Source organism: Neomicrococcus aestuarii, from assembly GCF_014201135.1.
Lineage (GTDB): Bacteria > Actinomycetota > Actinomycetes > Actinomycetales > Micrococcaceae > Neomicrococcus > Neomicrococcus aestuarii.
Genome location: NZ_JACHDR010000001.1, coordinates 406865 through 422438, shown reverse-complemented (window position 1 = coordinate 422438; position 15574 = coordinate 406865). Strand labels below are relative to the sequence as shown.

The 15574-nt window shown below is 56.0% G+C and carries 9 protein-coding genes and 3 rRNA genes; 3 read left to right on the top strand and 9 right to left on the bottom strand.

What is annotated here, in order from left to right; translation table 11 throughout:
• Window positions 1–21: 21 nt before the first annotated feature.
• Complete coding sequence (locus HD598_RS01895; protein WP_311539046.1) at window positions 22–1548, top strand: DNA-3-methyladenine glycosylase 2 family protein; 1527 nt, start codon at window positions 22–24, stop codon at window positions 1546–1548.
• Window positions 1545–2051, top strand: coding sequence for a methylated-DNA--[protein]-cysteine S-methyltransferase (locus tag HD598_RS01890; protein ID WP_084636999.1), 507 nt, complete (start codon window positions 1545–1547; stop codon window positions 2049–2051). The genes HD598_RS01895 and HD598_RS01890 overlap by 4 nt, the downstream gene beginning before the upstream one ends.
• A gap of 49 nt (window positions 2052–2100) precedes the next feature.
• On the opposite strand, the gene HD598_RS01885 is transcribed toward HD598_RS01890, so the two are convergent.
• From HD598_RS01885 to HD598_RS01860, 6 genes are all read right to left on the bottom strand, one after another.
• Window positions 2101–2826 (bottom strand): M15 family metallopeptidase, encoded by a 726-nt coding sequence (locus HD598_RS01885; RefSeq protein ID WP_183663418.1) that lies wholly within the window; start codon window positions 2824–2826, stop codon window positions 2101–2103.
• Window positions 2823–4111, bottom strand: a protein-coding gene (locus HD598_RS01880) for an IS3 family transposase (RefSeq protein WP_183662812.1) whose coding sequence is annotated in 2 segments (ribosomal slippage) — window positions 2823–3838 and window positions 3838–4111 — 1290 coding nt in all. Because the reading frame shifts where the segments join, the coding sequence is not laid out codon by codon here. The genes HD598_RS01885 and HD598_RS01880 overlap by 4 nt, the downstream gene beginning before the upstream one ends.
• A 32-nt stretch (window positions 4112–4143) precedes the next feature.
• On the bottom strand, window positions 4144–4431 hold the full coding sequence (locus tag HD598_RS01875) for an SH3 domain-containing protein (RefSeq protein WP_183663416.1): 288 nt from the start codon (window positions 4429–4431) through the stop codon (window positions 4144–4146).
• 552 nt (window positions 4432–4983) lie between these two features.
• Window positions 4984–5100 (bottom strand): 5S ribosomal RNA (rrf, locus tag HD598_RS01870).
• 221 nt (window positions 5101–5321) lie between these two features.
• Window positions 5322–8423 (bottom strand): 23S ribosomal RNA (locus HD598_RS01865).
• Between the two features lie 513 nt (window positions 8424–8936).
• Window positions 8937–10460: ribosomal RNA gene (locus HD598_RS01860) — 16S ribosomal RNA — on the bottom strand.
• The 16S, 23S and 5S rRNA genes sit together here, the layout of an rRNA operon.
• A 43-nt stretch (window positions 10461–10503) precedes the next feature.
• Between HD598_RS01860 and HD598_RS01855 the strand changes: the two genes are divergently transcribed.
• Window positions 10504–10785, top strand: a complete 282-nt coding sequence (locus HD598_RS01855) for a hypothetical protein (protein ID WP_183663414.1) — start codon at window positions 10504–10506, stop codon at window positions 10783–10785.
• A gap of 475 nt (window positions 10786–11260) precedes the next feature.
• Here the strand turns inward: HD598_RS01855 and tyrS are convergent, their stop codons facing one another.
• Genes tyrS through HD598_RS01840 form a run of 3 tightly spaced genes read right to left on the bottom strand, consistent with a single transcriptional unit; the run spans window position 11261 to window position 15491 of the window.
• Entirely contained in the window at window positions 11261–12583 is a 1323-nt protein-coding gene (tyrS, locus tag HD598_RS01850; protein ID WP_409366166.1) for a tyrosine--tRNA ligase, read from the bottom strand.
• Window positions 12584–12618: 35 nt separating this feature from the next.
• Window positions 12619–14910: a HelD family protein gene (locus tag HD598_RS01845; RefSeq protein WP_183663412.1), complete on the bottom strand. Its 2292-nt coding sequence runs from the start codon at window positions 14908–14910 to the stop codon at window positions 12619–12621.
• Between the two features lie 44 nt (window positions 14911–14954).
• Complete coding sequence (locus HD598_RS01840; RefSeq protein WP_311538915.1) at window positions 14955–15491, bottom strand: adenine phosphoribosyltransferase; 537 nt, start codon at window positions 15489–15491, stop codon at window positions 14955–14957.
• Between the last annotated feature and the right edge of the window lie 83 nt (window positions 15492–15574).

Here is a 15574-nt window from a genome sequence, read left to right as displayed (position 1 = left end):
ACAACGCACACTTGAATAGTGATGATTGATCAGGAACTGGATCCAGAGGTGTGCTTTGCCGCGGTCGATAGCCGCGACAGCCGTTTCGATGGCCGTTTCTACCTCGGCGTTCGCACCACGGGAATTTATTGCCGCCCATCGTGCCCCGCCCGCACGCCGTTGCCCCACAATTGTCACTACTTCCGCACTGCTGCGGGAGCTGTGGCCGCAGGCTTTCGAGCGTGCAAAAGGTGTCGTCCAGACGCATTGCCAGGGTCTCGAGAATGGGATTCGGGATCCGACCTTGTCAGCTGCGCAATTCGAGCTATCCGTGCAGGGTTCGTAGACACTCAAGGAATTTCGGGACTGGCCGAGAAAATGGGTGTGAGCGAAAGGCATTTACATAGGCTCTTCATTGAAAAGGTGGGAGCGACGCCTTCGCAACTAAATCAGACGCGCAGGTCTCAAATCGCGCGCCTATTAATTGAGCAAACGCACCTTTCCATGACGGAAATCGCCTATGCCGCGGGCTTTGGCAGCATTCGCCAGTTCAATGACACCATGGCTCTGGAATACGGTACGACGCCGTCTCAGTTGCGTCGCGCTTCTAGCGCCCAGGAGGCGACCGTTCAGAAGGGGACGGCCGAGTTGCGGAATGCAAGCAGCGAAAGCCTTCAGCTATCGCTTCGCCTGAAATTCCGGCCCCCGTACGATATAGACGCAATGTTCGGATTCTTTGAAAGGCACACGGTTCGCGGACGGGAGATTTTTAGCCCAGCGAGCAACGACGGCACGCCAGCTACCTTCACCAGGGTTCTTGATCTTGAGAACGGCATTGGAAAAGTGTCCCTACCCGCTAACGTCAGCGGAGACAGTGTGCACGTGCAGCTCGAAGTCCCGGACCTCAGTGGACTTCCACCCATTCTGCAAAACCTCAGGAGATGGCTGGACCTCGATGCGGACCCCACCATCATCGGCACAGCACTGAGATCCAGTGAAATTCTTCATCCGCTGGTTTCCGCTCGTCCTGGAATTCGAATACCAGGATCACTTAATCCTTATGAGACGTCGATCTTTACAGTCCTGGGCCAGCAAGTTTCCCTCGCCGCAGCGCGAACGTTCCAGACTCGATTTATAGAAAATTTCGGACAGAGTTCACGGGATGGCTGGTATGCATTTCCGGCTCTTTCAGATCTTCAAGCGATCCCGCCGCTAGAGTTTCAGGCAGCAATTGGACTCACGAGAGCCCGCTCGGAGACCCTCTCGACGCTCATTCGAGCCCTCGTAAAAGATGTCTCGTTTGATACTTCTGAAGATCCCGCCTCAGTGAGGCAACATCTTCATGCGATTCGCGGAATTGGTCCGTGGACAGTGGAGTACATCGCCATGCGATGCCTCGCTGATCCCGACGCCTTTCCCGCGAGCGATCTGGTCATTCAGCGAGCACTAGGGGCACCCTCCTCCCGAATCGTTGGAACCATGGCAGAAGCGTGGAAACCCTGGCGCGGATACGCCGCCATGCACTTGTGGGAATTCGAACTTCAGAGAAAGAAGAGCACCGAGCAGTGAATGCACTCATGATCATCACCGAGCCTTTGTTCAACGAGCCATTTCACATGGTGCTGGATAGTTCCGACCGTGCCGTGCTCGCTTCCGGGTTCGGCTCTCTCGAGGAGCTCATCGCCCGGATGCCATCGGCTCATCAGCAATTGCCGCAGGTAGACGAGGCGGCGGAAGCCCCTGAACGAGCTTGGATTCAGGATTACGCAGCGGGGAATCTAGAGGCGCTGAACCGTTTCACGGTGCGTCAGTCGGGAACTGAATTCTCACAGCAATGTTGGAAGACGCTTCGAAGCATCGCACCCGGCGAACCACTAACGTATAGCCAGTTCGCGGCAGAGGCGGGCCGCCCCGCTGCTGTTCGCGCAGCGGCAAGCACGTGCGCAAGAAATCTGGTGGCCCTCGTGGTTCCGTGTCACCGAGTGGTGAGAACAGACGGATCCGCCGGAAACTATCTCTTCGGAACAGAACTCAAAGAGAAGATTCTCCGTTTTGAAGCCACGAACGCATAGAAAGAGGGGCGTCGGCGGCTTTCGACGTACCTCAAGAAATTTCCCTGAACTATTTGCCGACGTATTCGAAGTGCCACGACTCAGCATAGGGATTCAAGGAACCGTCGGCGCGATACTGCTCAAGGTTGGTCCTATGAATCCAGTTGCACTTGTAGGAGTTTGCCTTCAACCACTTGTAGTACGCCCCGTCGAAGGAATACTCAAAAGTCTCTGGAACATCAATTGCCATGCCCCAACCATGGTTAGAGGTGCCAGGTTTGGCCGCAATATAGGGACCTAAATCCTCATACAGATAGCGCTGCGTACCGAGCGTACGGTTCGCAAGATCGACATCCAGATTCTTCGCGAATTTCACTTTGAAAGCGTTGTTCAACCGCGTCAGATCAGCGAGGGCTGGTGCTGCAATCAGGGTCTTTTCTGGATCCCAGGGGATGGCGACCAGATGCTTTGCCGCAAGGGTTCCGTTTGGAACGCTCAGAATCAGAGTTCTGGTCCACCCTAAAGTGTTACTGGTGCGTGCTGTGCTGGTCCGTGCCAAGACGGACGCTTCCATCCAACCCGATGCACCTTGTGTACGGACAAAGAACCACCCAGGCACTTCGCCTCCGAGCTTTTCGTTGACCGGATCGCGGTAAACCACTGAGTTCGCCGGGACATCGCTGATACGAACTGCTCCAGCGACCGACACCAGAAGCGGTGTCAGGGACGGCGTCGTCCAGTACCGATCTGTCAGGCCTGCTCTGTTGGAGGTGTAGTGAACCGTCCCGGGAATCATGCCGCTTGTTTGTTGGCGGCGTCGTCGGGTAACGAGCTGGTTTGTAGATCATAATATGTCTGCTCGTATTCCTCTGGCGTTTGGTGGTCCAGGGCGGAATGCAGGCGTTCGTTGTTGTACCAGTGGACCCACTCGAAGACGATTTCCATGACGTCGGTTTCGGTCTTCAACGCCCCGCTGCGGAACGGTGAATCCTTCGCAACGGCCTCGTTCTTGAACAACCCCATCACGGTCTCGGCTGCTGCGTTGTCATAGGCGTCACCAACGCTGCCAATGGACGGTTGTAGGCCCTCCAAGGCCAGGGTGTCGGTGTACCGGATCGAGGTGTACTGGCTTCCGGCATCGCTGTGGTGAATTAGTCCCGTCGGTGCCGGGCGGCCGGTGTGTTCGCGCCGCCACAAGGCCATCCGCAGGCAGTGTTCGACAAACGCGGTGTCCTTGACGGTTGAAGTTTCCCAGCCGAGGATCGCCCGGGAATACAGGTCGATGACCAGGGCAACGTAGACGAATCCGGAGTAGACCGGGACGTACGTAAAATCAGTGACCCAGATCTGGTTCGGAGCCGCGGCGGTGAAGTCCCGGTTCACCAGGTCCCCGGCACGGCGGCCGTCCTTGCCGGGGATGGTGGTGCGGGTCTTGCGGCCTCTGACGAGCCCGTTCATGCCTTCTTCGCGCATGAGCCGGTCCACGGTGTGTTTGGAGGCTTCCGGGAAGCCGTTACGGCGCAGCCACTGTGTCATTTTCCGCCGTCCGTAGATGATCTCGGGACGGGGGCGTCCCTTCGCGTCGGGGACTTTCACAGCACGAAGTGCATCGGTGAGGCGGGCGTCTTCGATGGTGCGCAGGGCTGGAAGGCGTTTCTTCCACGCCCGGTAGGTTCGTGCGGCGACCCGCACGCCCTGCTCCCGCAGGACGGCACAGATCGACTCGACCGCGTAACCTTCAGCGCGCATTTCGTCGATGAATCGACAGATCAACGGCGGCGAGGGTCGAGCTCCCTCGCGAAGAAAATCGAGGCCTGTTTCAGGATCTCGTTAGACTCTTTCAAGTCCCGCACCTCAGCCCGGAGCCGCTTGATTTCCTCCAACTCATCAGTGCTTGGTCCGGTCTTCTCACCGGCATCGATCTGAGCCTGGACAACCCAGCGCCGGAGCGATTCAGGGCCCACCCCGAGCTTCGGGGCCAGTGCCTTGCAGGCAGCATAGACAGACGGGTATTCGGACAACCGATCCATGGTCATGCGCACTGCACGGTCACGAACTTCGGGCGGGAACTGCTTGGGCATAGTCACTATCTTTCTCACAGAAGATAGCGGCATCAAACCCGGGACGGTTCATAGTCCTCTGTAATTTCAACTTCGCGACCGCCCACCACGGTCGTCGGTGTGCTGACGTACTTTGCGGAGACCCAGCCAAGTTTTACAAGATAGTAGATCTTGTGCCAGACGTTGTAGGTGAGATAGGGGTAGACCACAGTTCCCGCCGGCACTACTGCCAAAATCGTGGAGTTTACCGTATAGGAGGAACGCAGATTCAGACCTGTGATCGTGGTTCCTGCCGTCAGTGCGCCACTGGGCGTCGCCAAAACAACGGCGCTTGCACCCACTACTGCCGCGCTTCCTATGCTTTTCAAAAGCACACGACGCGAAGTGACCATACGTTTCTCCCTCTGAAATGAACCGCTAACTCGGATTCGTAGCACCATCGTCCTGGCAGCGTCAACGGACGACGGACCGGTTGATCGAGTTGCTAATGTGCGTCTCGAAATCAGCGGGCGTCTAGTGTCCGAAGACAGATTACAGGTGGCACAGAAACTGACAATAGACCTGTCTGGAACTCACCCCGAATATGACAAGCGCTGGGCAATCGTACAAGAATAACGTCGTTGACAAGGCCTTTCTCAGTCCCGGTAGAAACCGCATCCAATACGACGACGTGGCTTGGGTTGGGCATCAACCTGCCAGTTACGCCCAGCTTGGGAAAAGACTTTTTGGCTGATTTGCCGCTGCAGCAGGTTACGCACGAGGGAATAAGAACGCTGCGTTGCACTAGTTAAACGACAATGAGCACCCAAAAAAGGATGCTCATTGCGGTCTGTTTCCAGTGGTTACAGTGTGGAAGACCCTCACGTCGTTGTGGGGGTCTTCCTGTAAGGGTTGTCCGGCGGTGTCCTACTCTCCCACACCCTCCCGGGTGCAGTACCATTGGCGCTGTGGGTCTTAGCTTCCGGGTTCGGGATGGGTCCGGGCGTTTCCCCCACGCTATGGCCGCCGTAACTTTGGCGAACCAGCAACGTTCCACATGTTGTGGTGTTGGGTTCAAGTATTCACACATGGTGTGGTGTCTACCCCTCACTGAACCGTTTGCACGGTTCCCGTTCACACGTTGTGTGTTCGGGTGTGGGGGTGGTTTGTTGTTTCGGTGCTGTATGGTGGACGCGGCAGCTTTTCTGCTGGAATGTTCTCCCCCATTTTTCACACGGTGTGTGTTGGGGTGTGTTGTAAGTTGTTGGCCTATTAGTACAGGTCAGCTTCACGAGTCTTTGGTTCTCGCTTCCACATCCTGCCTATCAACCCAGTGGTCTAGCTGGGGGCCTTCAACACTCTAGGTGTATGGAAATCTTATCTTGAAGGAGGCTTCCCGCTTAGATGCTTTCAGCGGTTATCCTGTCCGAACGTAGCTAATCAGCGGTGCACTTGGCAGTACAACTGACACACCAGAGGTTCGTCCGTCCCGGTCCTCTCGTACTAAGGACAGCTCTTCTCAAATTTCCTACGCGCGCAGCGGATAGGGACCGAACTGTCTCACGACGTTCTAAACCCAGCTCGCGTACCGCTTTAATGGGCGAACAGCCCAACCCTTGGGACCTACTCCAGCCCCAGGATGCGACGAGCCGACATCGAGGTGCCAAACCATGCCGTCGATATGGACTCTTGGGCAAGATCAGCCTGTTATCCCCGAGGTACCTTTTATCCGTTGAGCGACGGCCGTTCCACAACGTGCCGCCGGATCACTAGTCCCGACTTTCGTCCCTGCTCGAGATGTCTCTCTCACAGTCAAGCTCCCTTGTGCACTTACACTCGACACCTGATTGCCAACCAGGCTGAGGGAACCTTTGGGCGCCTCCGTTACTCTTTAGGAGGCAACCGCCCCAGTTAAACTACCCATCAGGCACTGTCCCTGACCCAGATTATGGGCCGAAGTTAGGAATCCGGTACGGTCAGAGTGGTATTTCAACGATGACTCCACGAGCACTAGCGTGCCCGCTTCACAGTCTCCCACCTATCCTACACAAACCGCACCGAACACCAATACCAAACTATAGTGAAGGTCTCGGGGTCTTTCCGTCCTGCTGCGCGTAACGAGCATCTTTACTCGTACTGCAATTTCGCCGAGTTCATGGTTGAGACAGCGGGGAAGTCGTTACTCCATTCGTGCAGGTCGGAACTTACCCGACAAGGAATTTCGCTACCTTAGGATGGTTATAGTTACCACCGCCGTTTACTGGGGCTTAAATTCTCCGCTTCGCTTACGCTAACAGGTCCTCTTAACCTTCCAGCACCGGGCAGGAGTCAGTCCGTATACATCGTCTTGCGACTTCGCACGGACCTGTGTTTTTAGTAAACAGTCGCTTCCCCCTGGTCTCTGCGGCCCTGATCCGCCTCCACCCAGCAAGTGGGTTTCACGGTTAGGGCCCCCCTTCTCCCGAAGTTACGGGGGCATTTTGCCGAGTTCCTTAACCATGATTCTCTCGATCGCCTTGGTATTCTCTACCAGATCACCTGTGTCGGTTTGGGGTACGGGCGGCTAAAACCTCGCGTCGATGCTTTTCTTGGCAGCAGAGGATCACCGGATCACCCACCAATGTGGGCGCCTATCAGGTCTCAACCTCTATGAGTCACGGATTTGCCTATGACTCGGCCTACACCCTTGGACCAGGTCATTTCCATTGCCTGGCCCGGCTACCTTCCTGCGTCACACCTGTTAATACGCTGACCTCACATTCCCGGGTCCCACGCCGCCAACACAACCATCCTCCCGAAGGAGAACAACAGTATCTTTGGGGTGGTTAGCAGAAAACGATATTGGTATGGGACGGTTTTTCGCCGGTACGGGAATATCAACCCGTTGTCCATCGACTACGCCTGTCGGCCTCGCCTTAGGTCCCGACTAACCCAGGGCAGATTAGCTTGACCCTGGAACCCTTGATCATTCGGCGGACGGGTTTCTCACCCGTCATTCGCTACTCATGCCTGCATTCTCACTCGTGTACAGTCCACCACACGGTTACCCGGCAGCTTCACCCCGTACACGACGCTCCCCTACCCATCCAATCAATAATTGAATGATGCGACTTCGGCGGTGTGCTTGAGCCCCGCTACATTGTCGGCGCGGAATCACTTGACCAGTGAGCTATTACGCACTCTTTCAAGGGTGGCTGCTTCTAAGCCAACCTCCTGGTTGTCTAAGCAACTCCACATCCTTTCCCACTTAGCACACGCTTAGGGGCCTTAGTCGGCATTCTGGGCTGTTTCCCTCTCGACTATGAAGCTTATCCCCCACAGTCTCACTGCTACGCTCTCACTTACTGGCATTCGGAGTTTGGCTGACGTCAGTAACCCGGTGGGGCCCATTAGCCATCCAGTAGCTCTACCTCCAGTAAGAAACACGTAACGCTGCACCTAAATGCATTTCGGGGAGAACCAGCTATCACGGAGTTTGATTGGCCTTTCACCCCTACCCACAGCTCATCCCCTCCATTTTCAACTGAAGTGGGTTCGGTCCTCCACGCGCTCTTACACGCGCTTCAACCTGGCCATGGGTAGATCACTCCGCTTCGGGTCTAGACCGTGCCACTCAAACGCCCTATTCAGACTCGCTTTCGCTACGGCTTCCCCTCACGGGTTAACCTCGCGACACAGCACTAACTCGCAGGCTCATTCTTCAAAAGGCACGCCATCACACCTACAAGGATGCTCTGACGGTTTGTAAGCACATGGTTTCAGGTACTATTTCACTCCCCTCCCGGGGTACTTTTCACCATTCCCTCACGGTACTAATCCGCTATCGGTCATTGGGTAGTATTTAGGCTTACCAGGTGGTCCTGGCAGATTCACACGGGATTCCTCGAGCCCCGTGATACTCGGGTATCACCACAAAAACATGCATGCATAGACCAGCTACCGGACTCTCACCGTCTACGGTCAGGTTTCCCAACCTATTCGCCTCAACACACACACATTTCACGACCCAAAACGGTGATCGTACGTGGTAACCCCACAACCCCCATGATGCAACCCCCGTCAGGTATCACACACCACAGGTTTAGCCTCTTCCGCGTTCGCTCGCCACTACTAACGGAATCACTTTTGTTTTCTCTTCCTGCGGGTACTGAGATGTTTCACTTCCCCGCGTTTCCCCCAATACCCTATGTATTCAAGTATTGGTCACACGTCATAACACGTGCGGGGTTTCCCCATTCGGACATCCTGGTATCAACGCTCGGTTATCAACTCCACCAGGCTTATCGCAGATTCCCACGTCCTTCATCGGCTCCCAATGCCAAGGCATCCACCATGCGCCCTTAAAAACTTACAAACACAAAAAGCTCATAAGCAAAGAACAAACACAAAACAAACACAAGAAACAATCAAAAAATGGTTTACTCGATTTATTGCAGAAAACAACAACCACACACAAAAATGTGTGATTGTTAGATGCTCGCGTCCACTATACAGTTCCCAAACAACAACCCACACACCCCACACCACGACCCGGGAAACCCCGAGAATCGCTGTTAGCAGCGTGCAGACACCAAAAACAACACCCAACACCACTCACGCAGTGCCGGCCTGTTGTTTCAGGCCCCAATAATGTGTCATACACCCCCCGACTCGAACCACCCCCACCCGCGTTCCAGACCAGAAAACCTCGAAAGATTCACAGTCGTACTAACCGGTGGTGATCATCCACTACGCCAGGAAATTATTTGTTGATATTCCACCCATGAGCACCACGACCCTGTAACACAAGTACAGGAAATCGGGATATTCTCTACCACCACACAAACAAACCCATTAGAGCATGCTGGTGGTGTTAGTTGCTCCTTAGAAAGGAGGTGATCCAGCCGCACCTTCCGGTACGGCTACCTTGTTACGACTTAGTCCCAATCGCCAGTCCCACCTTCGACAGCTCCCTCCCACAAGGGGTTAGGCCACCGGCTTCGGGTGTTACCAACTTTCGTGACTTGACGGGCGGTGTGTACAAGGCCCGGGAACGTATTCACCGCAGCGTTGCTGATCTGCGATTACTAGCGACTCCAACTTCATGGGGTCGAGTTGCAGACCCCAATCCGAACTGAGACCGGCTTTTTGGGATTAGCTCCACCTCACAGTATCGCAACCCTTTGTACCGGCCATTGTAGCATGCGTGAAGCCCAAGACATAAGGGGCATGATGATTTGACGTCGTCCCCACCTTCCTCCGAGTTGACCCCGGCAGTCTCCTATGAGTCCCCACCATAACGTGCTGGCAACATAGAACGAGGGTTGCGCTCGTTGCGGGACTTAACCCAACATCTCACGACACGAGCTGACGACAACCATGCACCACCTGTGAACCAGCCCCGAAGGGAAACCACATCTCTGCGGCGATCTAGTCCATGTCAAGCCTTGGTAAGGTTCTTCGCGTTGCATCGAATTAATCCGCATGCTCCGCCGCTTGTGCGGGCCCCCGTCAATTCCTTTGAGTTTTAGCCTTGCGGCCGTACTCCCCAGGCGGGGCACTTAATGCGTTAGCTACGGCGCGGAAAACGTGGAATGTCCCCCACACCTAGTGCCCAACGTTTACGGCATGGACTACCAGGGTATCTAATCCTGTTCGCTACCCATGCTTTCGCTCCTCAGCGTCAGTTACAGCCCAGAGACCTGCCTTCGCCATCGGTGTTCCTCCTGATATCTGCGCATTTCACCGCTACACCAGGAATTCCAGTCTCCCCTACTGCACTCTAGCCTGCCCGTACCCACCGCAGATCCGGAGTTAAGCCCCGGACTTTCACGGCAGACGCGACAAACCGCCTACGAGCTCTTTACGCCCAATAATTCCGGATAACGCTTGCGCCCTACGTATTACCGCGGCTGCTGGCACGTAGTTAGCCGGCGCTTCTTCTGCAGGTACCGTCACTTTCGCTTCTTCCCTACTGAAAGAGGTTTACAACCCGAAGGCCGTCATCCCTCACGCGGCGTCGCTGCATCAGGCTTTCGCCCATTGTGCAATATTCCCCACTGCTGCCTCCCGTAGGAGTCTGGGCCGTGTCTCAGTCCCAGTGTGGCCGGTCACCCTCTCAGGCCGGCTACCCGTCGTCGCCTTGGTGAGCCACTACCTCACCAACAAGCTGATAGGCCGCGAGTCCATCCCTAACCAAAAAATCTTTCCAACACCCACCATGCGATAGATGCTCATATCCAGTATTAGACCCAATTTCTCAGGCTTATCCCAGAGTCAGGGGCAGGTTACTCACGTGTTACTCACCCGTTCGCCACTAATCCACCTAGCAAGCTAGGCATCATCGTTCGACTTGCATGTGTTAAGCACGCCGCCAGCGTTCATCCTGAGCCAGGATCAAACTCTCCGTAAAAAAATACAGACACCACCACACCACACGGGAAAACGCGTGATCGATGGCACCAAATTCAAACCCAGCAATAAAAAACCAACAACAAACCCAAAACGGATTCATCATCAGCAGTTATTACCGAAAAAACTTCGGTATCAACAAACATGACACACTATTGAGATCTCAAACAACAGACATCAGCCAAACATTCACGGATAATTCTTTTTTCCGTTTCCGCCTTGGCGACTTATCTAATTTACAACCCTTTTTCGTTTCCGTCAAATTCACTTTATGTGAGCCTGACCTCAACGAAAAACCCCGACAATCTCACCCCCACCACCCATAAAAGGCAACAAGAACTCAACCCTCAAAGATTTTTAGTGGATTGGCCACCCGAATCAACAAGCCTTCCGACCCGTTCTCCTCGCGGCGACAGATGAAAACTTTACCCACTTTCCACCCACACCACAAATCACACAACACCCCGGGCGTGTCGCACCCACCCCCACACCCCAACAAGCCCCAAAACACGCGGAAAATTGGGGGTTCGCTTCTTCGTCTGGGTGCGCGGGCATCAGCTGCCAAACGCCATCCCGCTTGAACTCTTTGATTGCGAACTGGATCACAGGCTCGCCGCCTGCAGCAGTTCGGGTTTCGATTGGGCCAGTCCCCCAGGTTCAAGGGCGTGTTGATGAATCGGGTGAAAGTGCGCAGCGGCAACAAAAACGGCTGGGCCGGCGGTTCATTCTCCGCCGGCCCAGCCGTTGTAGTTACGTATTTCTATTTCGCTTTATATGAAACAGATTATGTTTTGCGCTTTCTTAGGAAGCTTGAACTTCCACAAAAGCAAGGTTCTTCTTTCCGCGACGGATCAGCAAGTACTTGCCGTGCAGCAAATCCTCGGTGCCGATGACCTGTTCAGGATCAGAGATCTTGTTGTTGTTGACGTAAGCTCCGCCTTCGCCCACCGTGCGGCGAGCTTCCGACTTAGACTTCGAAAGACCTGAGCTCACCAAGAGATCAATAATTCCGGTTTCGTTCACGGGAACAACAGCAAAAGGAAGTTCCGCCGTAGCTGCCTTCAAGGTATCAGCGTCAATTCCAGCAAGTTCACCCTGACCGAATACAGCTGCCGATGCAGCGATCACGTTCTTCGTTGCTTCAACGCCATGAACAAACGCAGTCACGGCAAAGGCCAAAGCGCGCTGAGCTTCACGCGTGTGTGGACGCTCTGCTACAGCGGTCTCGAGCGCCTCGATTTCTTCGCGGGTTTTGAACGTGAAGACCTTGAGTCGAGAGATCACATCAGCATCGGACGTGTTAAGCCAGAACTGGTAGAACGTGTACGGCGAGCACATCGTCGGATCCAGCCAGATGGCGTTGCCCTCGCTCTTACCGAACTTGGTGCCATCGGAGTTAGTGATCAACGGGGTACCCAGGGCGTGAACATGCTTGCCCTCGACCTTACGGATGAGCTCGGTTCCTGAGGTGAGGTTGCCCCACTGATCGGATCCACCGCTCTGCAATACGCAGCCGTACTGACGGTGCAGCTCCAAGTAATCCATGCCTTGCAGGATCTGGTAGCTGAACTCGGTGTAGCTAATACCTTCATCGGAGTTCAAGCGCGCCGCAACAGTTTCCTTCTTGATCATGGTGCCCACGCGGAAGTTCTTTCCGATGTCACGCAAGAAGTCCAAAGCAGACAACGGAGCCGTCCAGTCCAGGTTGTTCACCATGCGAGCAGCGTTCTCCCCTTCAAAGGAGAGGAAGCGCCGTACTTGTGCCTGAAGCTTCGCGACCCACTCGGCCACGGTTTCCTTGGTGTTGAGCACGCGCTCTGCCGTCTGGCGGGGGTCACCAATCAATCCAGTAGACCCACCTACGAGTCCAAGTGGCTTGTGGCCGGCAAGCTGCAGCCGGCGCATGACCAAGAGCTGGACCAGGTTGCCAAGGTGCAAGGAAGGCGCCGTGGGATCGAAACCGCAATAGTAGGTGATGGGCTCTCCGGACAACGCTTCTTCAAGCGCGGCCTCATCCGTGGAAACGTGGACCAAGCCACGCCACTTGAGTTCTTGCCACACATTCGCAAATGACGGATCATTGCGAATTTCATCTTCTACCAAGGGGATTTCGTTCACTGACACGCTTTCTAGGGTACCAACGAGGTTTACAAAACGAGCTATTCCTTAACGATGCCCGCTGGAATCTCTTGCTCAGCCAGAATGCGCAGTCGCTGAGTAGGACGGGTCATGGCCACATAGAGTGATCCCACTGACCCACCGGACTCCTCAACAATTGCGGCAGGCTCAAGAATGATGACGATGTCATATTCGAGGCCCTTGGCATCGCTCGTCGATGTCACCACAATGTCCTGATCCAAGGCACCGGAACCAGTTCCCACACGTGCGCCAAACATCTCGGCCGCAACCGCGCGAGTCTCGCGCAAAAGCTGCTGTGGAGCAATGATCGCCACCATGCCGCCCTCAGCGAGTTCAACTTCGACTGGCAATGCTTCACGGAGGGTCGCCATCAGCTCACCTTCGGAGGCAAGGGTGATGATCGGCGGCCAGTCGCCCTTGCGGACAGCTTCGGGCGCAGACACGGACAAGCCGGCGGCCCGGGCCATGCGAGTTGCGGACTTCGCAATCTGCTTCGGCGTGCGGTAGTTGACGGTCAGTTCCTCAAGGCGGAAACGGTCCTCAACAAATGGCTCGAGCGCTTGAGACCAGCTCTTTGACGCACTCGCGGAGCTTGCTTGCGCAATATCTCCCACGATCGTGAAGGACTTCATGGGGCAACGGCGCATGAGCAAACGCCACTGCATCGGCGAAAGCTCTTGAGCCTCGTCTACCACCACGTGCCCGTAGGCCCACGTGCGGTCCATCGACGCACGCTCGGCGGCGGTAAAGGACGTCTCCGAAACCTGGTTGAACGCAGCAAGCTCTTCGGCGGACAAGACGCCGTCGATACCGTATTCGGCAAGCATGGCATCAACGTTCCGCAGTGCTTGCTCAGCATTTGCCAAGTCGCGGGCATCATCGGATTCCTGGTTTGCCTTTTGGCGGCCGTTGGAAGAGTCGTACTCCCCCAACAACTCAGCAGCTTCGTCCAACAACGGGACATCGGCTTCGGTCCAGGCGCTGCCACGCTCGCGGTACAACGCCGCGCGTTCCTTCTTCTTCAAGAACGGGGCAGCCCAAGCCAAACGCTCGGGATTCGCATAGATGTCAGACAACAGCTTTTCAGGCGTCAACGGCATCCAGCACAAGTTCAGCGCGATGCGCACATCCCGTGAGGCGCGTACGTCCTCGGTGAGGTACGAACGGTCCACATTGTTGCCGCCACCAGAGGACTTCTCGAGCTTGTCCTTGAGCTGGTCCGCGAGTTCGCGCACCATAATCTTGACGAAGGTCTCACGGGCCTGGTTATGCGGCTTGCCGGTGGCTCGTGCTTTGTCCCGCGCACGCTTGACCAGCTTTGGCGAAATCTTCAAGGTGGTTCCTTCCACCTTGACGAAGCGCGCGGAAGGGAACGTCCGTTGACGTTCGGCCACTGCGTTTGCGACGAAATCCACCATCTCGAGGCGTCCCTTGACGCGGGCTGTCAGGCGGTCCTTTTCGGGGATGGCCTTGATGCCTGGCATGAGTCGTCCAACGCTCGCCATCACCACGCCGGTCTCACCGAGGGACGGCAGCACGCGCTCAATGTAGGTCATGAAGGATGCGGACGGACCCACCAACAGCACGCCTGCGGACTTCAAACGCTCGCGGTGTTCGTAGAGCAAGTACGCGGCACGGTGCAACGCCACTGCGGTCTTACCGGTTCCCGGACCGCCCTGAACCACCAGCACACCTTGTTGTGGTGAGCGAATAATGCGGTCCTGTTCGGACTGAATGGTGGCAACGATGTCCGCCATGCGTCCGGTACGGCGTTGGCTCACAGCCGCCAGCAACGCTCCACCGCCCTGCAACGATTCACCGTCGGCAAGGAGGGAGGAGTCGAGGACGTCGTCTTCAACGCCAATGACGTCGCGGCCCTTCAGGATCAGGTGCCGGCGGCGGCGCACGTTGCGTCGTTCGAAAGCTGTGGCTTGGTAGAACGCACTGGATTCCGGTGCGCGCCAGTCCACCATGAGTCGCGTCTGATCCTCGGAGGTCAACCCAATGCGGCCGATGTATCGCGGATCCGGGGTGGCGCCGTCGTCCTTCGGATCGAAGTCCAACCGGCCAAACACCAAGCGATCTTCCACCGCGTTGAGTTGCGTCAGGCGGTCCTCGTACATGGTGGCGAAGGCGTCGCGTTCGGTGGCGTTCTGCATGGTGCCTACGGCGCCAGCCTTACGCACCTTCGCGAGCTGAGTTTCCTTCTCCGCGCGCAACTCGTCGAGTCGCTCATAGAGGCCGTGGACGTAGGTCCGCTCTGCCTCTATGGATCGCACGTGATCGGTGGGCAAGCTTTCGATGCGGTCCATCGTTCCCCTTTGCTCATGCTCGCGGACAGTCAATTTTACGCGCCTCAGACTGCGCTTAAGGAATGGATGTGACGGCCCGGCAATCTTCCGCGTCCGCCGAGGTCTTCAAGTTCCATCACCACGCCGATTCCCACGACCACTCCGCCTGCTCGTTCAATGAGCTTGGTGGAGGCGTTGAGGGTTCCGCCGGTGGCGAGCACATCGTCCAAGACCAGCACGCGAGTGCCGGAGGGGATGTCATCGCGGTGAACCTCGAGGGTGGCTTCGCCGTACTCGAGTTGGTAGGACTCGGCCAGGATCTCGCGCGGGAGTTTTCCCTTTTTGCGAATGGTCAGCATTCCGGTTCCGGTGGCATAGGCTGCCGCGGACGCCAAGATGAAGCCGCGTGCCTCAAGACCAGCGATCAGGTCAAAGGTGCCGCGGAAGGGATCCACGATGGAATCCACGATGCGGCGAAAGCCGACAGGATCCGCAAACACGGGTGTCAGATCCTTAAAAGAAACCCCCGGTTCTGGATAATCCGGAACAACAGCGGCCAGCCGATCAATCAGCTGCGAAATAGACTCGGTCTCGAATTGCACCCGTCTACCCTACAACCATTAGTCAAACGGGCGGTTTACCTGCAATTCACTTGGTGGTCACTTAGCGCAGACAGGTGATAGGT

Bases quoted from the DNA above. Each gene is read 5' to 3' on its own strand.
- HD598_RS01895 (WP_311539046.1), top strand. From the start codon at position 22: ATGATTGATCAGGAACTGGATCCAGAGGTGTGCTTTGCCGCGGTCGAT.
- HD598_RS01885 (WP_183663418.1), bottom strand. From the start codon at position 2,826: ATGATTCCCGGGACGGTTCACTACACCTCCAACAGAGCAGGCCTGACA.
- HD598_RS01855 (WP_183663414.1), top strand. From the start codon at position 10,504: ATGGCACCAAATTCAAACCCAGCAATAAAAAACCAACAACAAACCCAA.
- HD598_RS01845 (WP_183663412.1), bottom strand. From the start codon at position 14,910: ATGGACCGCATCGAAAGCTTGCCCACCGATCACGTGCGATCCATAGAG.